Here is a 23,114-nt window from a genome sequence, read left to right on the forward strand (position 1 = left end):
CCAAAGGGCTTACGCCGAAAGCACTTCCTCGGCCTGGTACCGATAGGTCGTGGAGCAGAACTCGCAGGAGACGGAAATGGCGCCATCCTCGATGCTGTCCTCGATATCCTGCCGCGAAAAGCCCTTGAGCACGCCGAGCAGCTTGTCGCGGGCACAGGTGCAGCGGTCGAGCACGGGCTGTGAGGGATAGATGCGCACGCCGCGTTCGTGGAACAGACGATAAAGCAGACGTTCGGCACCGATCTGCGGATCGGTCAGTTCGTCCATATCGGCGGTTTCCACCAGCATGCGGGCTTCCGTCCAGCTATCGTCCTCGCTGTGGGCGTGTTCGTCATAGCCTTCGCCGCCATGAAGATCGGGCTGGCGCATCCGTTCCGGCGCATCCGGCAGGAACTGCGCGATAATGCCACCGGCCCGCCAGCCACGATGCGGCTTGCCATCGGCATCACGACCGAAGAATTCGGCCACACCAAGCCGCACCCGCGTCGGGATCTGCTCCGACTGGCGGAAATAGGTGCCGGCGATTTCTTCCAGCGATGAACCGTCGAGCGGCACGATGCCCTGATAGGGCTGCATGAAGGAGCCCTGATCGATGGTCAGCGCCAGCACGCCCGCGCCAAGCAGTTCGGGCGGCGTGGTCCTGCCGGCGGCGACCGCCTCGGCCAGCCGCACGTCATCGAAGCGGGCATAGGCACGGATGCGATCCGGCGAGGTGAAATCGGCGACGAGAAGATCGACCGGGCCATCGCTGCGGGTCTGCACCGTGAACTTGCCCTCGAACTTCAGCGAGGTTCCGATCAGTGCCGTCAACACGATGGCTTCGGCGAGAAGCCGGGCAACAGGTGCGGGATAATCGTGCCGGCCCAGAATGGCGTCCAGCATCGGGCCGATCTGCACGGCGCGACCGCGCACGTCGAGACCTTCCACCTGAAAGGGCACGACACGATCGTCGCCGGCAAGGGCCAGATCTTCAAGCCGCATGGCATCATCGGTCATCGCAGTTCTCCTTGCGGCCCGCGCAGGCGCGGCCGTACTGGCGGCACGGCAAGGGTGTTGACAAGCCCGAAAAGCCCTGTGCGCCCCTGCGAATGGGTGAAATATCGACCGGCATCTGTCCGCTTGCAACGCCGTTCCGCGCGGCGAGAACCGCCGCGTCTTTCGTTGCCGGACAGATGGGGGCTTCACCCGAAAAGGTCAAGCCCGTTGACGGTCAAGGCGCGTCAGATCGCGCCGAGGCACCAGGCCAGAACCGACTTCTGCGCATGGAGACGGTTTTCCGCCTCGTCGAACACCACGGACTGCGGACCGTCGATCACCTCGTCGGTCACTTCCTCGCCGCGATGGGCCGGCAGGCAGTGCATGAACAGCGCGTCCTGATTGGCACGCTTCATCAGGTCGCCATTGACCTGGAACGGCTGGAATACATTGTGGCCGCGGGCCTTGTGTTCCTGGTTCATGGAAACCCAGGTATCGGTGATGACGCAATCGGCGCCCTCGACGGCCTTTTCAGCCTCATGGCACAGCATGACTTGGCCGCCATTGTTGCGCGCCCAGTTCAGGAACCGCGTGTCCGGCTCGGAACCCAGCGGCACGGCCATGTTCATGCGATAGCCAAAGCGGGCCGAACCTTCGACCAGCGAATGCAGCACATTGTTGCCGTCGCCGGTCCAGGCCAGCGTCTTGCCGGCGATGTTGCCGCGATGTTCTTCGAAGGTGAGGATATCGGCCATGATCTGACAGGGATGCGTATCGTCGGTCAGCCCGTTGATGACCGGAACGGTGGCATATTCCGCCAGTTCGACCAGACGCGAATGCTGGGTCGTGCGGATCATGATCGCATCGACATAGCGCGACAGAACGCGCGCGGTATCGGCAATGGTTTCGGCGCGGCCGAGCTGCATCTCCGTGCCGGAGAGGAAGATGGTCTCGCCGCCGAGCTGGCGCATGCCGACATCGAAGGACACACGGGTACGGGTGGAAGGCTTCTCGAAAATCATGGCCAGAACCTTGCCGGCCAGCGGCTTGTCGGCACGCCCTTCCTTCAACGCCGTCTTTCGCTGGCGCGCATCATCGATGATCGTGCGCAGATCACCGGAAGACATCGCGGAAAGATCGAGAAAGTGTTTCGGTACAGCCATTCCATTTCACCCCTTGAATGGAAGTCGCCGCAGATCATGCGGCGGCTCTAGAACGTTCACCCTTGCAGGACGCGCCTTCAAGCCCTGTGGCTCAGGCGCTTTTCTTCAGTTTCAGCTCGGTGAGCTTTTCGGCCACCTTTTCGATACGGGCCAGCCCGTCGCGCACCTCTTCCGCCGATACGGTCAGCGGCGGCAGGATGCGAACGACATTGTCGCCGGCCGGCACGGTCAGCAGGTGTTCGTCACGGGCAACGCCGACGAAATCGACGTTCGGCACGCGGGTCTTGATGCCGAGCATCAGGCCTTCGCCGCGAATGCCCTCGATCACATCCGGGAAGCGATCCTTGAGGCTTTCCAGCCCCTGACGGAAGACCAGCGCCACATCGTTGACATGCTGCAGAAAGCCTTCGCCGAGAATGACATCGAGAACAGCATTGCCCACGGCCATCGCCATCGGATTACCGCCATAGGTGGTGCCGTGCGTGCCGGGTTTCATGCCGGAAGCGGCCTCTTCCGTGGCAAGGCAGGCGCCAAGCGGGAAGCCTCCGCCGATGCCCTTGGCAATGGCCATGATATCCGGCTTGATACCGGCCAGTTCGTAAGCAAAGAACTTGCCGGTGCGCCCGACGCCGGACTGAACCTCGTCGAGAATGAGCAGCAGGCCCTTCTCGTCGCAGATTTCGCGCAGCTTCTTCATGAACTCCTTGGAGGCGGGGCGCAGACCGCCCTCGCCCTGCACAGGCTCGATGAGAATGGCCGCCGTCGCGTCGGTGATCGCCGCGTTCAATGCGTCCACATCACCGAAGGGCACCTGATCGAAGCCGGGTGCCTTCGGACCAAAGCCTTCAAGGTATTTCTCCTGACCGCCGGCTGCGATCGTTGCCAGCGTGCGCCCGTGGAAAGCACCTTCGAAGGTGATGATGTGGAACCGCTCGGGATGGCCCTTGGAATACTGGTAGCGACGCGCGGTCTTAATGGCGCATTCCAGCGCTTCCGCACCGGAATTGGTAAAGAAGACGCGATCGGCGAAGGTCGCCTCCGTCAGCCGCTTTGACAGTTCTTCCTGGCCCGGAATCTCGTAAAGGTTCGAGAGGTGCCAGACCTTGTCGGCCTGCGCCTTGAGCGCCTCGACGAGATGCGGGTGGGCGTGCCCCAGCGAATTCACCGCTATCCCAGCCGCGAAATCGAGATATCGCTCGCCGTTTTCCGTGATGAGCCAGACGCCTTCGCCGCGCTCGAACCGAAGCGGGGCTCTGTTATAGGTCTCATAAAGCGAGGCGGCCGTGGCCATGACGCGCGATCTCCGTAATGTTTTCGCGGTTCCTACCGGGGAGGAGAACCGCCAAGCCCAAAAAATCAAAATGCCGCCCAACCGGGCGGCGGCCTCACTATTCCCCTTTCGTCGGAACCTGTCAACAAAAGGGTGCATTTCCGGGCGTTTAAAGGTTCTGCAAGCGGTTTGGCACCCGCAACCGACCCCGCAACCCATACGACGGAAATGTCACACACCGCTACCAAGTTGGGGAAAACTGCAAAATCGATTCCCGCTGATTCCGGGGACTCTTGTCAGCGAGTCAGGCTCACACTAGGTTAATATTTAATGAATTGACTGCATGCGGCGGATCATTCACCGAAAGTCATAGACACGAGGATGTCGCGGCCCGTCCGCGGCAGCGGTGATGGATTCTGTCGCGACAGCGCCAAATGCGGAGAGGCGGCATGAACTGGACAGATGAACGAGTCGAGAAGCTGAAGAGACTCTGGTCCGAGGGCCTGAGCGCAAGCCAGATCGCGGCCCAGCTTGGCGGCGTCAGCCGCAATGCCGTGATTGGCAAAGTACACCGGCTCAGCCTGCCGGGCCGCGCCAAGGCCGGCGGCGGCACGAGTGCGGCAACCCGCCCCGCCAAGCGCCAGACCTCGGCACCGCGCGCGCCGAACTACGCCTCGCGCGTGACGACCCGCACGGTGACCCGCCAGGCTGGCGCCACCCTGCTCAAGGAAGAGATCGAGATCGATACGGCAACGGAAGTGGCGTACGCGCCGTCCAGAAACGTCGTGGTGCCGATTTCCCGTCGCCTGACCCTGACGGAACTGACCGAGCGCACCTGCAAGTGGCCGGTCGGCGACCCGCTGAAGGAAGACTTCCATTTCTGCGGTTGCGATTCCAACGAGGCATCGCCCTACTGCAATTTCCATCGCAAGATGGCCTACCAGCCGGTCAACGAGCGCCGCAAGGCGCGCTGATCGCACATCATCCAACATATGCAAAACGGGCCTTTCGGCCCGTTTTTCGTTTCCCGAGGAGATTGCCGATCAGGCCTCCATGGAATAGCCCGCGCCACGCACGGTGCGGATGACATCCTGAAGATTGGCAAAGTTCAGCGCCTTGCGCAGGCGACCGACATGAACATCGACGGTACGTTCATCGACATAGATATCGTGGCCCCAGACGCCGTCCAGAAGCTGCGAACGCGAGAAAACGCGACCGGGCGAGGCCATGAGGAATTCCAGCAGGCGGAACTCCGTCGGCCCGAGCCGCACTTCGCGGGTCTTGCGATGGACGCGATGGGTTTCGCGGTCAAGTTCGATATCGCCGCAACGCAGGACGGTGGAGATCGTTTCCGGCTTCACCCGGCGCAGCATGGCCTTGACGCGGGCCATGAGTTCCGGTGTCGAAAAAGGCTTCACGACGTAATCGTCGGCGCCGACGCTCAGGCCCCGGACACGTTCGCTTTCCTCACCGCGCGCCGTCAGCATGATGATCGGCAGGCGCTCGGTTTCGGCGCGGGCCCGCAGGCGCCGGCATAGTTCGATGCCGGAGACGCCGGGCAACATCCAGTCGAGGATCAGAAGATCCGGCACACGTTCCTGGAGACGGATTTCCGCCTCGTCGCCACGCATGACGGTTTCCACCTCATACCCTTCCGACTCCAGATTGTAGCGAAGAAGCACGCTCAGCGCTTCTTCGTCTTCGACAACCGTAATTCTCGGCTGCATACCTTGGTCTCCAATCCGTCCGGGCTTACTTGCCGGTCGCGCCGACCGAGGTCGACAGGTCTTCTTTCGGGCGTTCGCCTTCAGGCTGCGCACCGGTCGCGATGTAGAAGATCGTTTCGGCGATGTTGGTGGCGTGATCGCCGATCCGCTCGATGTTCTTGGCGCAGAACAGAAGATGCGTGCAGGTGGTGATCGTGCGCGGATCTTCCATCATGTAGGTCAGCAGTTCGCGGAACAGCGAGGTGTAGACGCTGTCGATCTCGTCGTCACGTTCACGGATCGCGTTGGCCTTCTCGACGGAACGCGTCGCATAGACGTCGAGCACGTCGGTGAGCTGGTTCATTGCCAGTTCGCAGAGATGTTCGAGGCCGCGGGCGAGCGAACGCGGCACGCCGGTGTCCCGCACGGCCACCACGCGCTTGGCGGTGTTCTTGCCGAGGTCGCCGACGCGCTCGAGATCGCCGGCGATGCGGATCGCACCCATGATCTCGCGCAGGTCGGACGCCATGGGCTGGCGCTTGGCGATGGTAACGATGGCCTTCTCACCAATTTCGCGTTCGGCGGCGTCGAGGATCACGTCATCGGAAATGACCTTCTGAGCCAGCGCCGTATCGGCGCTGATGAGGGCACGGACGGAGTCGCCGGCCATCTGCTCGGCAAGGCCACCCATCTCGGAGATGCGGCGGGTGAGAAACTTCAACTCTTCGTCAAAAGCAGAGACGATATGGGACGTTGCCATGGGAGTTCCTTGAAAGTTCGAAAGCGGGAAGCGGGTGACGGCCAGGCCGTCAGCCGAAGCGACCCATGATATAGTCCTGCGTGCGCTGATCGTCCGGGTTGGTGAACATCTTGTCGGTGTCGTTCTCTTCAACCAGAAGACCCATGTGGAACATGGCCGTGCGCTGCGACACGCGGGCGGCCTGCTGCATGGAGTGCGTGACGATGACGATGGTGAAGTTGGCGCGCAATTCGTGGATCAGCTCCTCGACGCGGGCGGTGGCGATCGGATCGAGCGCCGAGCAGGGCTCGTCCATCAGGATGACTTCGGGGCTGACGGCGACGGCGCGGGCAATGCACAGACGCTGCTGCTGACCACCAGAGAGGCCGGTGCCCGGCTCGTTGAGGCGGTCCTTCACCTCGTTCCAAAGGCCAGCACGCTGGAGCGAGCTTTCGACGATCTCGTCGAACTCGGCCTTGTTGCGGGCGAGGCCATGGATGCGCGGGCCATAGGCAACGTTTTCATAGATCGACTTCGGAAAGGGGTTCGGCTTCTGGAACACCATGCCGACCCGGGCGCGCAGTTCCACCACGTCGATCGAGGGATCGTAGATGTCGTCCTGGTCGAGCGAGATCCTGCCGGTCACCCGGCAATTGTCGATCGTGTCGTTCATGCGGTTCAGCGTGCGCAGGAAGGTCGACTTGCCGCAGCCCGAGGGGCCGATCAGTGCGGTGACGGTGTTCTCGCGAATATCGAGGTTGACGTTGTAGAGCGCCTGCTTCTCGCCGTAGAAAACACAGACGTCCTTGCCGCTCATCTTCAGGGCTGCATTGGTCATTTTACGTTCCAGAACCTTTTCGACTGCCGTTTCGCTCAGCATATTCATTTTGGTTTCCCTTTCTACCAGCGGCGCTCGAACCGGCGGCGCAAAATGACGGCGCCGATGTTCATGGCAAGCAGGAACAGGAGCAGGATGATGATCGCACCCGATGTGCGTTCGACGAAGGCACGTTCGGCTTCATTCGCCCACATATAGATCTGGACGGGCAGTGCGGTGGCGGGCTGCAGGGGCGTACCCGGATAATCCGCCACGAAGGCGACCATGCCGATGAGAAGCAGCGGCGCGGTTTCACCCAGCGCATGCGCCAGACCGATGATCGTGCCGGTGAGGATGCCCGGCATGGCAAGCGGCAGTACATGGTGGAAGATGGTCTGCATCTTCGATGCGCCGAGGCCAAGGGCTGCGGCACGGATCGACGGCGGCACCGCCTTCAGCGCCGCACGGGTGGCGATGATGATCGTCGGCAGCGTCATCAGCGTCAGCACCAGACCGCCGACGACCGAGGCCGAGCGCGGCAGGCCGGCAAAGTTGATGAAGACGGCAAGCCCCAGCAGACCGTAGACGATGGAGGGCACGGCCGCGAGGTTGTTGATGTTCACCTCGATAAGGTCCGTCAGACGGTTCTTCGGGGCGAACTCTTCCAGATAGATCGAGGCGGCAACGCCGATGGGCAGCGCGAGAACCAGAACGATCAGCATCATGTAGAAGGAGCCGATGAGAGCGACGCCGACGCCGGCGGCTTCCGGACGGCTGGAGGCGCCGTTGACGAAGATGCCCGTGTTGAACGCCTTCACCAGATCGCCCTTTTCGGCAAGCTGATGGATCCAGCCAAGCTGACGATCGTTGATCTTGCGGTCCTTTTCCGGGACCGAGAGGTCGATCTGACCCTTGAAAGCGGAGTCGACATTGCCTTCTGCGAGAACCCGTACCGTCACGGTCTTGCCGATCACCGAGGGATCGCGCAGCACGATGTCGCGAAGCTGGACGCGCACGCTGTTGGAAATCATCGTGTTGAGTTCCTTGAGCGCAACACGGTCGGAAAGATCGACGCCGAGCTCCTTCGCCAGCGCATCGCGGGCAAGGACCGGATAGTTTGCCATCATCAGCACATTCGGGTCGGTCGCCCGCTTGTTCTGCGGATCGATGACCTTTTCGGAGAACTCGACCGGGATGCTGATCTCCGTCTGCTGGAAGGCCGTGTAGCCCTTGGAGACGACCGACCAGATCAAAAGCGCCAGGAACAGCAGGCCGAAGCCGATGGCGAGGATACCGTAGAGGCGGAAGCGGCGTTCTGCGGCGTAGCGGCGCTTGATGCCGATGTCGCGACGGACCGGCGAGGCGGTCACCGGAAGCGGGCCGTTTGCGGTGAAGTCGGTCATTCGTACTGCTCCCGGTATTTGCGGACGATGTAGAGCGCGTAGATGTTCAGGCACAGCGTCAGCGCGAAGAGCGTGATGCCGAGTGCGAAGGCGACGAGCGTCTGCGGCGAGGTGAATTCAAGGTCACCCGTCAACTGGTTGACGATCTTCACCGTCACCGTCGTCATCGGCTCGAAGGGGTTGATCTGGATACGGGCGGCGACGCCAGCGGCCAGAACCACGATCATGGTTTCACCCACGGCGCGCGATGCGGTCATCAAAAGCGCGCCGACAATGCCCGGCAAAGCCGCCGGCAGGATCACCTTCTTCACCGTTTCGGAGCGTGTGGCGCCGAGACCGAGCGAGCCATCCCGCAGGGCGCGCGGCACGGCGGTGATGATGTCGTCGGACAGCGAGGAGACGTAGGGGATCAGCATGATGCCCATGACGAAACCGGCCGTCAGAACCGACTGGGCCTGGATGAAGTTCTGGAAATTGCCCGTGGCGATGCCGTTGATCTGGGCGGAGATATCGCGCAGGAACGGGCCAACCGTGATCATGGCGAAGAAGCCGTAGACGATGGTCGGAATGCCGGCCAGCACTTCCAGCATGGGCTTGGCGAAGGCGCGCAGCCGGGGCGAGGCGTATTCGGCCATGTAGATGGCGGAGAACAGGCCGACCGGCACGGCCACCAGCATGGCGACCAGACCGATATAGAGCGTGCCGAGCAGCAGCGGGATAAGGCCGAACTGGCCTTCGGAATTGCCGGCACCGGCGGCGGCGAAACGCGGGTCCCAGACCGTGCCGAAGAAGAATTCATGGGCGGGCACCATGCTGAAGAAGTGCGAGGCTTCGCCGAGCATGGAAGCGATGATGCCGATGGTCGTCAGGATGGCGACGGACGACGCCGCAATCAGGCTGCCGAGGATGACCCGCTCCACGCGGTTGCGGGCGCGCAGCTTCGGCGCGATGGCCTTGAGCGAGAAGAACAGGCCGCCAAGCGACAGTGCAATGACAGCAACGGTCATAAGCCACTGGCTGATGGCGGTCAGGCGGTTCAGTTCGAGCGCCGCCGTCATCATGTAGGGCTTGGGATCGCCGGCAAGAGGAACCCCCTTGGCGGAGAGAAGTGCGCGAACATCGCCGGTGCCGTTGACGAGTGTCGCCGCATCGGAGGACGACAGCAGCGTCAGGCCGCGGGCTATCGAACGGATGATGCCGAATTCAAGGTTCTGCGCGGACTGGGCGGCGGTCAGGACTTCCTGCGGGAAGGAGCGCGCCACCGTCGTCTCGACAATCGTCGGGCTGACGGAAACCCAGACAGCCAACAGAAGAAGCGCCGGCAGAACCGACCACACGAACGTGTAGCCACCGTGATAGGACGAGCGCGAATGCATGGAGGAAAGTTTGGCGCCAGCGAGAGCATTCGCCCTCATGCGGCCGAGCCAATAGGCCACGACACCGATAACCAGCAAGCAAAGGAGGAGAACTGATCCACTCATCGGGTATTCCCTTCGCCGCCCTTGTGGACGGCCGCCGAAAGAGGGAGGCGCGGCAGAGAACTGCCGCGCCCGATTTCACGTATCAGAGGCTCTTGCCAGCGGCAAAGTCAGCGCGAACCTTCTCGCGCTCGGCATCCGGAGCGGCAACAAGGCCATACTCAACGAGCGGAGAGTCCGGGCCGACCATCTGGTCAGAGGTGAAGAACTCGACATATTCCTTCAGGCCCGGGATCACGCCAAGGTGAGCCTTCTTGACATAGAAGAACAGCGGACGGGAAACCGGATATTCGCCCTTGGCAATGCTTTCGGCCGTCGGAACGATACCGGAAACCGTGGCGACCTTCAGCTTGTCGGCGTTGTTTTCGTAGAAGGACAGGCCAAACACGCCGACGCCGGTCTTGTTGGCGGAGATGCGGGCGAGCGTTTCGGTGTAGTCACCGTCGATGTCGACAGCAACACCGTCCTTGCGAACGGCGACGCAAGCCTTCGCGGCAGCCTTCTCATCGGTGATGAGCTTCTTCAGCTCTTCCGTGGCACCGGTGTCCTTGCAGCCATGGGCCAGGAGCTTTTCTTCGAACACTTCGCGCGTGCCGTGCTTTTCGCCCGGGATATAGGCGGCGATGGCAACGTCAGGAAGCTTCGGGTTGACTTCCGACCACTTCTTGTAGGGGTTGGCAACGAGCTTGCCGTCGATGACGAGCTGGGCAGCCAGGGCCTTGTAGATGTCCGAGGGAACGAAGTTCACGTCCGGGTTGCCCTTGTCGGTGGCGAAGACGATACCATCGTAACCGATGCGGATTTCCTGAACATCGGCGACGCCGGCGTCCTTGCAGGCCTTCAGTTCGCTTTCCTTGATGGGACGCGAGGAGTTGGCGATATCGATGGTTTCCGGGCCGACGCCCTTGCAGAATTCCTTCAGGCCGGCAGAAGAACCACCGGACTCAACGACCGGGGACTTGAACTGCGGGAAGGTCTCTCCGAAGGTTTCGGCAACGATCTTGGCATAGGGAAGCACGGTGGAGGAACCGGCGACCTGAACCTGATCGCGCGCAGCAGCGGCGCCGGCGAAGGCGACGGAGGCGACCAGAGCGGCGGCGGACATTTTCAGAAGGGTCATGAACATCTCCCGACAGGGCTGGCGCATGAACCCCGTCCGGATCAGCCGATACGGGGCATACGCAATTTTGAACTTCAAAGCATTGCGCCACCCCTCTTCCCGAGGTCGGCCCGATGACTTGCCGCAAGACAGCAAGAAGCGTTTCCTTCGCTCCTCATGGCCTCGCTGAGGGGTTCTTAGCCCCCATTGGCCCTATCTTTTATGTCATTTCGGTGAAACATTTGTGACAAGTCAAATATCTGAAATTACTATATAAAAATATATCACGTCCGACTTATGCAAACCAATATGTCAAAAACGGACGGTAAACTCCGATCCCTCTCCCTCGCGGGAGCGGACAATGAGGCGCGCGCGGTGGCGCGTGAGGATGTGCTTGACGATGGCAAGGCCAAGACCGGTGCCTTTTCGTGACCGGCTGGCCTCGACATTGACCCGGTAGAACCGTTCGGTAAGGCGTGGAACATGTTCGGCGGGAATGCCCGGCCCGTGGTCACGAATGGAGACTTCGACCGGCCGACCCGCATCGCAGGAAATCTTCACATCGACCGTCTCGCCGTCCTGCCCGTATTTGCAGGCATTTTCCATCAGGTTCTCGAAGACCTGCACCAGTTCGTCGGGATCACCCGTCACCTCCACCTTGCCCGGCGGGGCCTCGATGACGATTTCGACGCCAAGCTCGCTCGCCAGCGGCCCGAGCTGATCGCGCACCTTGCCAATCAACGGCACGAGATCCACGATGCTGTCCGGTGCGATGTGGGATTTGACCTCAAGCCGCGACAGCGACAGAAGGTCGTCTACCAGCCGGCTCATGCGGGTCGCCTGATCGAGCATGATCGCGAGGAACCGTTCTCGGGCCTTGGCGTCATCCCTGGCCGGCCCCTGGAGGGTTTCGATGAAGCCGCGCATGGAGGCAAGCGGCGTGCGCAACTCGTGGCTGGCATTCGCCACGAAATCGGAGCGCATGCGATCGATGCGCCGCAATTCGGAAATGTCACGGAAGGACAGAACATAACGCGCCGTGCCCTCGCCCGCAGGAAGCGGCGCGATGCGCACCACATAGACCGTATCGGACGGCAGGCGCTCGGCATGTTCGATCTGGTTCGGCTCGCCCGTCGCCATGGTTTCGCGCACCATGTCGAGAATGCCCGGCGAGCGTAGGCGGGCAGTGAGATGCGCGCCGCGCGGCACGATCCCGAGCAGCCGCTCCGCAGCCCGGTTCTGGAACAGGACCGAGCCGTCATTTCCCAGAAGAAACAATGGCTGGTCCAGGGCGGCGGGAACCGCCGTCATCGCCGCATCGATGGCGATGACGGGGTCCACCGGTTCTTCGGGCACGGGCGCGGGCTCTGGCGGGGCGATGGCATGGGGCGGAAAGTTGGCAACGAGAACAACCAGCACGCACAGGGCCGCACCAGCCGCCGCCGCCCAGACATGGGCGCCCGCCGCCACGGCAATGCCCGAGGCCAGAAGGATCGTCAGAAGGACAAGGCGCTGGGTCGTGACAGCCCGGCCAAGACGAGCGAAAAATGTCTCCTGTCCGCCCAAGTTCCTGCTCCTTTCCGACTGCCGCGCGATGTGCGAGCCTGATCGCATATCACCCGTTCTTGACAGATATGCAATTGCGCATCGTCCATCTTCAACCGGCGCGGAAAACATATATTCTCCAAATCCGCAATGCATCAATGAGGAAGCAGCCATGCAGCAGGACCCGAAGGGCAGTCGCGTCGCCGAACTGGTGATCGACGGACAGAAGCGCATTTTCGATGTGGATGATCCGGTTCTTCCCGACTGGGTGGAAAGCGCCGCGTTCGACTCCGGCGATTACCCGCACAAGAAAAAGCTGAACGAAGCCGAATACATCGAGATCCTGACCAAGCTGCAGGTGGAACTGGTGAAGGTGCAGTTCTGGCAACAGGCCACCGGCGAACGCTGCATGGCGGTGCTGGAGGGACGCGACGCCGCCGGCAAGGGCGGCACAATCGCCGCCACCATGGCCTATATGAACCCGCGTTCGGCCCGCATCGTGGCGCTGACCAAGCCGACCACGACCGAACAGGGGCAATGGTATTTCCAGCGCTACATCTCGCATTTCCCGACGGCAGGCGAGTTCGTCCTGTTCGACCGTTCCTGGTACAACCGCGCCGGCGTGGAGCCGGTCATGGGCTTCTGCACCCCGGAACAATACGAGCAGTTCATGGAGCAGGTGCCGCGCTTCGAGAAGATGATTGTCAAGGAAGGCATTCACTTCTTCAAGTTCTGGCTCGATATTGGCCGCGAAATGCAGATCAAGCGCTTCCATGACCGGCGTCATGACCCGCTGAAGGTCTGGAAGCTCTCGTCCATGGATATTGCCGCCCTGTCGCGCTGGGACGATTACACCGAGAAACGCAACCGCATGCTGAAGGACACCAACACCAATCATTCGCCATGGATCGTGGTGAAGGCCAACGACAAACGCCGTGCCCGCATCAACGTCATCCGCCACATTCTCTCCAACCTCGACTACGAGGGCAAGGACAAGGGCGTGATCGATGAGGTGGACGAGAAGATCATCGGCCGGGGCTACGGCTTCCTCAAGTCATGAAACAAGGCCCGGCGGGGATCACTCGCCGGGCAGAACGCGAACCGAGAAGAGTTCGACGCTGCGACCGGCAGCGCCAAGACCGGGATTTACGAGAAGCGAGCCGGGAGTTCCCGGCGTCAGCCCGCGCGGCAGCGTAACCTTGAACAGCGCGTCGAATTTTTCCTGGTTGGCGGTGAAGCGGTGGCGGTCGCAGGTACCGAGGCTGCCGAACTGGCACTGCACGGATACACTGGCGGACTCGCTCGTGGCCGATTGCATGGTCAGGGCAATGGTGGACGTCTTGCCGGCCATGCGGCTCAGCACATCCACCGGCACATCGAACCGCACCTCGCCGATGGCGCCGGCACGCGACGCGGAAATGCGAATGGCCGGACCGCTCGCGGTTGTCACCGACTCAACCTTAGCCGCCGGTCCCACCTTGAGTCGCGATGCAGCGGCAGGCGTAAAGATTTCCACCCAGTCGCCAGAGAAGCCCCCCTGTGGATCGAAGGCCGGCGTGCGCGGCGTGCCGCCGCCGGCAAAGTCTTCGTCCACCACCTGTGGCGGCGGGTTCGGTACACTGGTGTCGCGCTCGGCATCAGTCAGCAAGGCGCCGGAGGTGTAAAGCCACGCAGCGCCTGAAATCAGCGAGCCGAACAGGATGAAATAGATGAAGGCGCGGGCAAAGACACCGCGCTTGCGCCGGGGGCGGGCAACACGCTCTTCGGACTGAAGGCCAGCGCCCGACGACGCCACCCGCGCATGCGGTACGGCACCGCCGAGCATCTCGCCGTCGGGAACGGTCGCCATGCGATCGGCGCGCAGATCGTCATCATCGACGAACTCGTCCTGATCCTCTTCATAAACGTCATCATCGTCCTGCTGCGCCGAGAAACCCGGTTCGCGACGTTCACCCGGCAGCGGTTCGGCTGTGGCCGGACGGGCAGCGGAAAAGCCCGGCTCGATGCGCTGACCTGAATTTGCCGATGGGGTGGCTGACGCAAGTGCGGCTGCGGCCGCCTTCTGTTCGCCGGCCTCGACAGCGGCAATCAACTGCTCCAGCCAGCGCCTTTGCGCGGAAATCCTGGCAGCATCGGTGACACCCTGCTTGCGCAAGCCACCTTCCAGAGCATGACGCGCCTGCTGATAAATACGGGCCCGCACTTCCGGATTGGTCCGGTCGGAGCGCTCCAGCGCATTCCTGATGGCAGCTTCAAATCCGTTCACGCGCCGTCCTTCTCGCAAGCCGGAGGACCGGGTTCACCGATCCGTTAACACTTCGTGAAAGATTCGGTAGCGACAAGCATCGCAAACCGCAAGTCTCAGAAATGACAAGTCCCCTTTTGAGTGGGCGACTGGACCGGACAAATGCTCTGCGCAACGATAAAGCTGCTGACAGAGCGCAGGCGGATCGCTATTATTGACGTTATCGTAAACGTCAATTCTCAGGGAGGAGAACATGGCGCTACCGTCCATTCTGACGGAGAACCTCAGGCTGCCGGTGATCGGCTCGCCGCTTTTCATCATATCGCATCCGGCATTGACGCTGGCGCAATGCAAGGCCGGCATCATAGGCGCCTTTCCGGCACTCAATGCCCGGCCGGAAAGCCTGCTTGACGAATGGCTGGCCCAGATTACCGAAGAGCTTGCCGCGCATGACGCTGCCAATCCGGAACGCAAGGCTGCACCTTTCGCCGTCAACCAGATCGTCCATACCTCCAACAAGAGGCTGGAACACGATCTGATGCTCTGCGTGAAATACAAGGTGCCGATCGTAATTTCCTCGCTCGGGGCGGTTCCGGAGGTGAATGCGGCGGTGCACTCCTATGGTGGCATCGTGCTACACGATATCATCAACAATCGTCATGCCCAGTCGGCCATCCGCAAGGGAGCCGACGGCCTGATCGCGGTCGCCGCCGGCGCTGGCGGCCATGCCGGCACCATCTCGCCTTTTGCGCTGATCCAGGAAATTCGCGAATGGTTCGACGGGCCATTGCTTCTCGCCGGCGCGATCGCCACTGGTGGGGGCATTCTGGCGGCGCAGGCCATGGGAGCGGACATGGCCTATATCGGCTCGCTGTTCATCGCCAGCGCCGAGGCTCGCGCCAGCGAGGACTACAAGCGCGCGCTGACGGAAAGCAGTTCGAAGGACATCGTCTATTCGAACTATTTCACCGGCGTTCATGGCAACTACCTGCGCCAGTCGATCATCGCAGCCGGTCTCGACCCCAACCACCTGCCCGATGCCGACAGCTCGAAGATGGATTTCGGCAGGGCCAGCGATGGCGCCAAGGCCTGGCGAGACATCTGGGGCGCCGGCCAGGGCGTGGGCGCCATCAAGGCCGTGGAACCTGTCTCCGCCATCGTCGACCGGCTGGAGACGGAATACCACGCCGCCCGCAAGAGACTGACCCTTTGAAGGGATTGAGGGAAAATGCAGCAAAACTTTCCGCATTTTTCCCCAACTCAGCGCTTGAAATCAAAACACTTTGCCTGTATCCACCGCCACACAAAACGCGATCCGGTCTTGCCGGACCGCCTTGCGGGCCGCTTTAGCTCAGTCGGTAGAGCACATCATTCGTAATGATGGGGTCACGTGTTCGAGTCACGTAAGCGGCACCATTTCTCCCTTTTCACACAAAGTACCCGCGCATACGATTTTGCCGTCACAGCGCCGTCGACAGGTCAGACCGGGTCAACGACCGCGGATCGGCGATGACGACGCGATTGCGGCCGAGCGACTTGGCTTCATAGACTGCGCGATCTGCTCGTGTGAGGATGGCTTTGTAATCAAGCTCACCCTGAAAAGCCGCCAGGCCAATGCTGACGGTTACCGAAACGTCCACCCCGTCGGCCACCGGTATGACCAGATTTTCGACCCCGATCCGGATCTTTTCGGCGCGCTGCAGGCCTTGCCGCTCGTCGCATTCGATCAGGAGAACGAGGATTTCCTCACCACCATAGCGGAAGACGAAGTCGGTCTGACGCACATTGTCGTTGATGGCGGCGGCAATCAGCGAAAGGGCCTGGTCACCCGCCTTGTGGCCATAGGTGTCGTTGATGGTCTTGAAATGGTCGACATCAATCAGGAGGACGCAAAAGCCCGATGCATTCGGTGCCTTTTGAAGATGGACTTCCCGCATCAGCACCGATGGCATGAAGCGCCGCGTCAGGAGCCGCGTCAGCGGATCCCTGCCACTCTCGATTTCGATGTGCTCGTCGAAAATGGTGTTCACCAGAAACTTGATCGAGGCGATTTCCTCCTCGATCTGGCGGGTCGTCTCACGCACATCCTCGGGATTTTCGAAGGTCAGGGCTTGCAGCCTTGGCACCAACTGGGTGTCGACCCGGTCCACGGCTGCGCGTATCCGGGCGAGCTTCGGTTCGCGTTCGAACAGGATATGGGCCTTGTGGTTCAGCCAGAGGCCAAAATCGGCCTTCCAGAGTTTGGGCAGGCTGCCAGCGGGCACGCGCTGATAGAAAGCGGCAAGAATGGCGTGCCCCCATTCCATCAGGGCAGCACGTTGACGCTCGCGCTCCATGGCGAGGTTCTGGCCGAGCAGATGCAGCCTGTAGGCTTCGGTGACGCGAACATCGACGGTGATTTCCTGCTGGTAGCTCGTTTCACGCACTTCGAGCGCAATGTCGAAGAGGGTGATGATGAAGGTCATCATATCAACCAGTTGCTCGCGCGGCACATTCCTCTCCGCCAGATGGCGCAGGAACCAGAGCTTGAGCTTGCGCGTCGAGCGGGCCAGGGCATGCGGAGGAAAGCCGATCCGCGCCAGCAATTCGCCGATCTGATGCTGCTCGGTAAAAAACAGGTCACCGGCCGTCGCATTCGGATCGACCAGCCGCTTGACCCATTCCACGAAGCGCCCGGCGAATTCATGACGAATATCCTCCGCATGCATCAGTTCCGCGAGTTCGGGATCGGCAAGAAGGTAGCTCCCGTAGCGCTGCCGCAAGTCGTGTTCGTGCTGGATGACGATGTCGGAAATGATCTGCCGTGTCGCAAGCGCGGTCTGGCTCACGAGCGTTCGCCAATCTTCCACGAAACGATCAGGCATCTGTATTTCCTCTGAGGTCACGCTTTGCTCTCGCTACGGCGCTTCGCGACCGCTTGTGATTTGAAGTTGTCGTTTCAGCATATGATCGATGGTTTCTATATAAACGGGCAAAACCCTCCCGCAATACGCGTTTTCACCTAGTTATCGCAAAGCCGGCAAATGACATTGGCTTCACGCACCCGGGTATTTGAAACGAAAAACCCCCACAGCTTTCGCTGCGGGGGTTGTATGACCTCAGTTAAACGGGCCTTACTGCTGGGCGGTGGCCGGACGAACGAGCGAGGTGACGCGGCGGATGGTGACGCGGCGGTTCTGCTGCTCGGCGGCTTCCGTGCGGACCTTCAGGTAGCGTTCGCCGTAACCCTGCGTGGCGAGGTTTTCCGGCGGAATGCCGTAGACATCGGTCAGAAGGTTGGCGACGGATTCCGCGCGCTGGTCGGAGAGAACGAGGTTGGATTCGTCGGAACCCACCGCATCCGTGTGACCTTCGATCAGGAAGGTTTCACCGGGGTCGCGCTTGAGAACCTTCAGCATCGCATCGGCGACACTGCGCAGCGTGGAGGCCTGCGACATCGGCACTTCCGCACTGCCGGTCGCAAAGGTGATCGTATCGAGGTCGATACGGCGCACCTTGTCGCGCAGACGGGCGGAGTACTTCACCTCATCCATCGTATAAACCCGCTCGACCTGCTCCACCGGCGGCTCTGACAGGAACTCGTAATAGTTCCGGTTCGGGTTGGTCGAGGTGTCGATGATGTAATCCTGCACCGGAATGCGCAGACGCATCGGCGGCAGATCGTCACCGGGATCGCGGAACACCGGCGGGCGCTGTTCCTGATCCGCTTCAGGTGCGAAGACGAGCAGGATTTCACGGCCATCCGGCGTCATGCGGCTACGCTGGATCACATCACCATAGCGGTTATAGATCGTGATGAGGCGATCGCCATCCGGGCGGACAATGGTTTCGCGAACGCGGCCACGTGACAGATCCTCGTAATAGCTCTGCTCGGCGGCGCGGCTCAGGCGGCGGCGTTCATCCGAACGCACCACGATACCGTCATCCGTTTCATAGACCGTCCGGTCATCGAACCGGCGCGGCGGCTCGTAGTTCTGGGCCGCAGCACCGCCACCGGCAATCAGCGGCGCAATCAGGGCACCGAGGAAATCCGGCGCCCGATCACGACGACGACCTTCTTCCTGACGGCCGGCCTCGATTTCGTCACGACGGACCACCGGCGCCCGGCGCTGGGCGTCCGCGTCGTTGCGCGGCGGCGGCACATCATTGGCGGTCTGACGCTGGCGTTCACGGTCACGACGACGCTCGTCGCGGGCCGACTGGCCGCCGCGATTGTCGGCGTCCTTGTCGCTGTCAAGAACCGCAGCACCCTTGTCGACGGGCAGCACCACGGTGTCATCCGTCTTGGACGGATCGGCGGCTTCCTCCTTGCGCTCGCGTTCGGTACGGCGATCCTCGATCGGCGGAGCGGGACGCCGCGGCCGATCAGGGGTCGCATCCTGCTGAGCCGCCGGATCGGTGCCGGGCTGAGGCCGTGCCGGACGCGGCTGGGCATTATCACCGGGCTGCGGCGCGGGATCGCGCTGCGGCTTCTGGCCCGGCTGCTGCGCATCGATTGCCGGATCGGCACCCGGAACAGGCTTCTTCGGCGGACGCGGCTGGGCATCGTCACCAGCCTGCGGGGCGGCTTCACGCGGCGGCTTCTGGCCCGGCTGCTGCGCATCGGTTGCCGGTTCGGCACCCGAAACAGGCTTTTTCGGCGGACGCGGCTGGGCATCGTCACCAGCCTGCGGGGCGGCTTCACGCGGCGGCTTCTGGCCCGGCTGCTGGGCATCGGTTGCCGGTTCGGCACCCGGAACAGGCTTCTTCGACGGACGCGGCTGGGCATCGTCACCCGCCTGCGGGGCGGCTTCACGCCGTGGCTTCTGGCCCGGCTGCTGTGCATCGATTGCCGGATCGGCACCCGGAACAGGCTTCTTCGGCGGACGCGGCTGCGCGTCGTCACCAGCCTGCGGGGCAACATCGCGCCGCGGCTTCTGGCCGGGCTGCTGGGTATCGTTTGCAGGATCGGCGGCGGGAGCTGGCTTCTTCGGCGGGCGTGGCTGAGCGTCATCGCCGGCCTGCGGGGCCACATCGCGCCGCGGCTTCTGGCCGGGCTGCTGGGCGTCGTTTGCGGGATCGGCGGCTGGAGCCGGCTTCTTCGGCGGCCGCGGCTGGGCATCGTCACCAGCCTGCGGGGCAACATCGCGCCGCGGCTTCTGGCCGGGCTGCTGGGTATCGTTTGCAGGATCGGCGGCAGGAGCCAGCTTCTTCGGCGGGCGTGGCTGAGCGTCATCGCCGGCCTGCGGGGCGGCTTCACGTCGGGGCTTCGGGACAGGTTGTGCATCATTGGCAGGATCGGCAGCGGGCTGCGCCCGCTTGGGCGGACGCGGCTGCTCGTCGCCACCAGCCTGCGGCGCAGCCTCACGCTGCGGCTTTTTCTGCGGCTGGGTATCTTCCCCCGCCTGCTTGGCGGCCTCTCGATTCTTCCGCTTCAGAAGCTGCTCTTCTTCAGGCGACAGTGGCTGCGCCTGGGCGATTTGAAACGGAGCGGTCAAATTCTCGGCGCGGGCCGGGTGACCGGCAAACCAGCCGGCCATGACCGGGACCAGTGCCGAGGCCAGCAATCTGTATTTGGTGGTCATTGTGTTTCCTCTTGTACTTTGCCGCAGACCATGCGGCTTATGCAGGCTTTTTAATGACGCCCCGTGATCAACCGGGTGCTTCGGCACGAGAATCCGACCTTTCCGCTGAACTGCGCATGAACGGACGACAGGATTTCAAAGGCCTCGCCAAGGATCTGTATGGTCAGGAAAATCTCTTCACTTTCCTGAAGAAATCAAATTATCTTGATCACAGCCATTAAACGCATATTGGCCGATGGAGTTCCCGCGTGAAGCCTGCCCCGCCGCTTGTCATCCTCAATGCCTCCATTCTCACCATGGACCCGCTGCATCCCCGCGCAGAAGCACTTTATTGCCGCGAAGGGCGTATCGTCGCGGTGGGCAGCAATGCCGATGTCCGCGCACTGGCCGAACCGGATGCGGTGGTTCTCAGTGCCGAAGGGGCAACCGTCACGCCCGGTTTTTCGGAAAACCACATGCACCTGTTCTCCGGCGCCGCGGAACTGGACCATCTTCAGCTTGCGGGCGTTTCCGGCTTCCAAGAGTTGGCAGCGCGCGCGCATGCCTACGCGGCAGGCAGACCCGAGCAGCTTTTCCTGTTTGCCCAGGGCGCGGATTACACGCTGCTCGGTCCTGACGAGCGCATGACCCGGCATCACCTCGACCGCATCCTCCCCGACCGGGCCTTCGCCATTTTCTCGCACGATCACCACACGGCATGGGCCAACACCAAAGCACTGGAACTGTCCGGCCTCATCAATGGTGCGGAAGTAGGTGCCGGCGCCGAAATCATGATGGGTGAAGATGGTCTGGCGACCGGCGAATTGCGCGAGATGGAGGCCTTCGACCCCTTGCTGGTTACCGCCGGTGCGGACCGTTACCGTCTGGGGCTTTCGACCGGCGGCGAGCCCGATCCCTACCCCGCCGGAGCGGATTTCGAGACGGATATCGCTGTCATGCGACGCGGGCTCGAATGGTGCGTTCGCCACGGCTTCACATCGTTGCTGCTGATGGATGGAAACTACCACCAGCTTCAGTTGCTGGCCGAGATCCGTCGCCGCGACGGCTTCCTGCCGGCGCGGGTCCGCGTGCCCTTCCACTTCAAGAACTTCATGGCGCTTGCCGACATGCAGAAGGGTTCCGACATGGCCGCCGCCTATGGCGACGACGAATTGTCGTCCGGCACGGTCAAGATGTTCTATGACGGCGTGCTCGATGCCTGGACGGCGCTTATGGTCGAACCCTATGCCAACAAGCCGGAGTCGATCGGCGATTGTCTGTTCACGCAGGAGCAGTTCACGGCGGCTGCCATCGAGGCCGACCGGCGCGGCCTGCAGATTGCCGTCCACGCCATTGGCGATGGCGCGGTACGCGCCGTGCTGAACGGATATGAAGCCGCCCGCAAGGCCAACGGTTTGCGCGACAGCCGCCACCGCATCGAGCATATCGAGGTCGTCCATCCTGACGACATCCCGCGCTTTGCCGAACTGGGCGTCATCGCCTCCATGCAGCCGCCGCACCCTCCGGGCGCCATGGGTCTGCCGCTGGAGCCGACCGTCTCGATGATCGGGCGCGAGCGCTGGCCCTATGCCTATGCCTGGCGCACACTGAAGGATGCGGGCGCCCACATTCCCTTCGCCTCCGACTGGCCGGTTTCGCCGATCTGCCCGATCCGCGGCATGAAGGCAGCCATCACCCGCCGCAAATGGGCCGAGACCGATCCGGACCAGCGCTTCACGCTGCTGGAAGCCATCGCCGCCTATACGGTGGAGGGTGCCTATGCGGAGTTCAAGGAAGATCGAAAGGGCATGATCCGGCCCGGCTACTTCGCCGATCTCACTGTATTCTCACGGGATCTGGAGGCGATGGCCCCCGAAACACTGGACGAGGCGAAGGTGAAATGGACGATCACGGGCGGTCGGGTGGTCCATGCTGCTTAGCCAAGGGAGATGGGGAGCTTTGGAAAATCCGAGTTGCCAAGCTTTCGAAATTATATCCAATATATTGCCAACGGTCCTAGAGGTCAGGTCATTGCATGGGGTCTAAGTACGCAGTCGAAATTTGGCGTGTCACGAAGACCTATGGCAGCGGCGATGCCGCAGTCGTCGCCGTCAACGATGTGACGCTCAACATTGGTAACAACGAGTTCTTCACGCTGCTTGGCCCTTCGGGCTGCGGCAAGACCTCTCTTCTCAGGCTGATAGCCGGATTCGAATTTCCCGCAACCGGTGACCTGATCCTCGACGGCGAAAATATCACCGGCACGCCACCCTATAAGCGGTCGATCAATACCGTCTTCCAGTCCTACGCCCTCTTTCCGCACATGACCGTGGCCGAGAACATCGGTTTCGGCCTGAAGATGCTGAACAAGCCGAAGTCGGAAATCGAGCCGCGCGTTCAGGAAATGCTCCGGCTGGTGCAGATGGAGGCGCTGGCCAACCGGCCGGTCGCCAAACTTTCCGGCGGCCAGCAGCAGCGCGTGGCGCTCGCCCGCGCCCTTGCTCCTTCCCCCAAGGTGCTTTTGCTGGATGAACCGCTTTCGGCGCTCGATTACAAGCTGCGCAAGGAAATGCAGGTGGAACTGAAGCGGCTCCAGGCCGAAACGGGCGTCACCTTCATCTTCGTGACCCACGATCAGGAAGAGGCGCTGACCATGTCGGACCGCATCGCGGTCATGTCAGGCGGCAAGCTTCTGCAAGTGGGGGAACCGCGCGATATCTACAACAATCCCGCCGACCGTTTCGTCGCCAGCTTCATTGGCGAGGCCAACTTCCTGCCGGCTACGGTCGCTGCAGCCGATACCACCGGCGCTGCGCTGACGCTCGCCAGCGGCGCAACGCTGAAAGGCCCGATAGCCGACGACCTGGCCCCCGGCCAGACCGTGACGCTGATGATCCGCCCCGAACACATCCGCATTGCCGGCGGTCCGCCCTCACCGGGTGCGCTGGCCGGCACGGTGGCGGATCTCGCCTATATCGGCACCGATACCTATTACAAGGTCAGGCTTGCCGATGGCGCATCGCTTTCCGTCCGGCGGCAGAACAGGCCCGAGGATGAGCAGGATTACAGCCCCGGCGATGCGGTCGCCCTGTCGCTTCCTGCTTCGGCTCTCCGGTATCTGCAGGAGTAAC

At 62.2% G+C, this 23,114-nt stretch carries 18 protein-coding genes and 1 tRNA gene; 6 read left to right on the plus strand and 13 right to left on the minus strand.

Annotation, left to right across the window (positions count from 1 at the left end; translation table 11 throughout):
• Nucleotides 1-9: 9 nt before the first annotated feature.
• The 3 genes from GGQ66_RS00265 to GGQ66_RS00275 form a co-directional block, all read right to left on the minus strand.
• Nucleotides 10-996, minus strand: a complete 987-nt coding sequence (locus GGQ66_RS00265) for an Hsp33 family molecular chaperone (RefSeq protein WP_183788227.1) — start codon at nt 994-996, stop codon at nt 10-12.
• Between the two features lie 224 nt (nt 997-1,220).
• Entirely contained in the window at nt 1,221-2,138 is a 918-nt protein-coding gene (argF, locus tag GGQ66_RS00270; RefSeq protein ID WP_183788229.1) for an ornithine carbamoyltransferase, read from the minus strand.
• Nucleotides 2,139-2,229: 91 nt separating this feature from the next.
• Nucleotides 2,230-3,429, minus strand: a complete 1,200-nt coding sequence (locus tag GGQ66_RS00275) for an aspartate aminotransferase family protein (protein WP_183788231.1) — start codon at nt 3,427-3,429, stop codon at nt 2,230-2,232.
• Between the two features lie 428 nt (nt 3,430-3,857).
• Between GGQ66_RS00275 and GGQ66_RS00280 the strand changes: the two genes are divergently transcribed.
• Nucleotides 3,858-4,382 carry a GcrA family cell cycle regulator gene (locus tag GGQ66_RS00280; protein WP_183788233.1) on the plus strand — a complete coding sequence of 175 codons (525 nt, stop codon included), beginning with the start codon at nt 3,858-3,860 and terminating at the stop codon, nt 4,380-4,382.
• 69 nt (nt 4,383-4,451) lie between these two features.
• Here GGQ66_RS00280 and phoB read toward each other — a convergent pair whose 3' ends face one another.
• From phoB to phoR, 7 genes are all read right to left on the minus strand, one after another.
• The gene (gene phoB / locus GGQ66_RS00285) at nt 4,452-5,135 is read right to left on the minus strand and encodes a phosphate regulon transcriptional regulator PhoB (RefSeq protein ID WP_183788236.1); all 684 of its coding nucleotides are present in this window, start codon (nt 5,133-5,135) and stop codon (nt 4,452-4,454) included.
• A gap of 25 nt (nt 5,136-5,160) precedes the next feature.
• Complete coding sequence (gene phoU, locus GGQ66_RS00290) at nt 5,161-5,874, minus strand: phosphate signaling complex protein PhoU (protein WP_183788238.1); 714 nt, start codon at nt 5,872-5,874, stop codon at nt 5,161-5,163.
• A 49-nt stretch (nt 5,875-5,923) separates the two neighbouring features.
• A complete protein-coding gene (pstB, locus tag GGQ66_RS00295; protein WP_183788240.1) occupies nt 5,924-6,739 on the minus strand; it encodes a phosphate ABC transporter ATP-binding protein PstB in 816 nt (271 codons plus the stop codon).
• Between the two features lie 14 nt (nt 6,740-6,753).
• Nucleotides 6,754-8,073 (minus strand): phosphate ABC transporter permease PstA, encoded by a 1,320-nt coding sequence (pstA, locus tag GGQ66_RS00300; protein WP_183788242.1) that lies wholly within the window; start codon nt 8,071-8,073, stop codon nt 6,754-6,756.
• Nucleotides 8,070-9,554 (minus strand): phosphate ABC transporter permease subunit PstC, encoded by a 1,485-nt coding sequence (pstC, locus tag GGQ66_RS00305; protein WP_183788245.1) that lies wholly within the window; start codon nt 9,552-9,554, stop codon nt 8,070-8,072. The genes pstA and pstC overlap by 4 nt, the downstream gene beginning before the upstream one ends.
• Nucleotides 9,555-9,636: 82 nt before the next feature.
• Nucleotides 9,637-10,671, minus strand: coding sequence for a PstS family phosphate ABC transporter substrate-binding protein (locus GGQ66_RS00310; RefSeq protein WP_183788247.1), 1,035 nt, complete (start codon nt 10,669-10,671; stop codon nt 9,637-9,639).
• A 291-nt stretch (nt 10,672-10,962) separates the two neighbouring features.
• Complete coding sequence (gene phoR / locus GGQ66_RS00315; RefSeq protein ID WP_183788249.1) at nt 10,963-12,264, minus strand: phosphate regulon sensor histidine kinase PhoR; 1,302 nt, start codon at nt 12,262-12,264, stop codon at nt 10,963-10,965.
• A gap of 103 nt (nt 12,265-12,367) precedes the next feature.
• Here phoR and ppk2 point away from each other — a divergent pair, with 103 nt between their 5' ends.
• Nucleotides 12,368-13,255 carry a polyphosphate kinase 2 gene (gene ppk2 / locus GGQ66_RS00320; protein ID WP_183788251.1) on the plus strand — a complete coding sequence of 296 codons (888 nt, stop codon included), beginning with the start codon at nt 12,368-12,370 and terminating at the stop codon, nt 13,253-13,255.
• An 18-nt stretch (nt 13,256-13,273) separates the two neighbouring features.
• On the opposite strand, the gene GGQ66_RS00325 is transcribed toward ppk2, so the two are convergent.
• Nucleotides 13,274-14,461, minus strand: coding sequence for a hypothetical protein (locus GGQ66_RS00325; protein ID WP_183788253.1), 1,188 nt, complete (start codon nt 14,459-14,461; stop codon nt 13,274-13,276).
• Nucleotides 14,462-14,693: 232 nt separating this feature from the next.
• On the opposite strand from GGQ66_RS00325, the gene GGQ66_RS00330 reads away from it, so the two are divergent.
• On the plus strand, nt 14,694-15,653 hold the full coding sequence (locus tag GGQ66_RS00330; protein WP_183788255.1) for an NAD(P)H-dependent flavin oxidoreductase: 960 nt from the start codon (nt 14,694-14,696) through the stop codon (nt 15,651-15,653).
• Nucleotides 15,654-15,780: 127 nt separating this feature from the next.
• A tRNA-Thr gene (locus GGQ66_RS00335) sits at nt 15,781-15,856 on the plus strand.
• Nucleotides 15,857-15,900: 44 nt separating this feature from the next.
• Here GGQ66_RS00335 and GGQ66_RS00340 read toward each other — a convergent pair.
• Nucleotides 15,901-17,304: a GGDEF domain-containing protein gene (locus GGQ66_RS00340; protein ID WP_183788257.1), complete on the minus strand. Its 1,404-nt coding sequence runs from the start codon at nt 17,302-17,304 to the stop codon at nt 15,901-15,903.
• 249 nt (nt 17,305-17,553) lie between these two features.
• A complete protein-coding gene (locus GGQ66_RS00345; protein WP_183788259.1) occupies nt 17,554-20,004 on the minus strand; it encodes an OmpA family protein in 2,451 nt (816 codons plus the stop codon).
• 296 nt (nt 20,005-20,300) lie between these two features.
• Here GGQ66_RS00345 and GGQ66_RS00350 point away from each other — a divergent pair, with 296 nt between their 5' ends.
• Nucleotides 20,301-21,923 (plus strand): amidohydrolase, encoded by a 1,623-nt coding sequence (locus GGQ66_RS00350; protein WP_183788865.1) that lies wholly within the window; start codon nt 20,301-20,303, stop codon nt 21,921-21,923.
• 95 nt (nt 21,924-22,018) lie between these two features.
• The gene (locus GGQ66_RS00355) at nt 22,019-23,113 is read left to right on the plus strand and encodes an ABC transporter ATP-binding protein (RefSeq protein WP_183788261.1); all 1,095 of its coding nucleotides are present in this window, start codon (nt 22,019-22,021) and stop codon (nt 23,111-23,113) included.
• Nucleotide 23,114 lies beyond the last annotated feature (1 nt).

Origin of the sequence: Allorhizobium borbori, from assembly GCF_014196535.1 — a bacterium.
GTDB lineage: Bacteria > Pseudomonadota > Alphaproteobacteria > Rhizobiales > Rhizobiaceae > Ectorhizobium > Ectorhizobium borbori.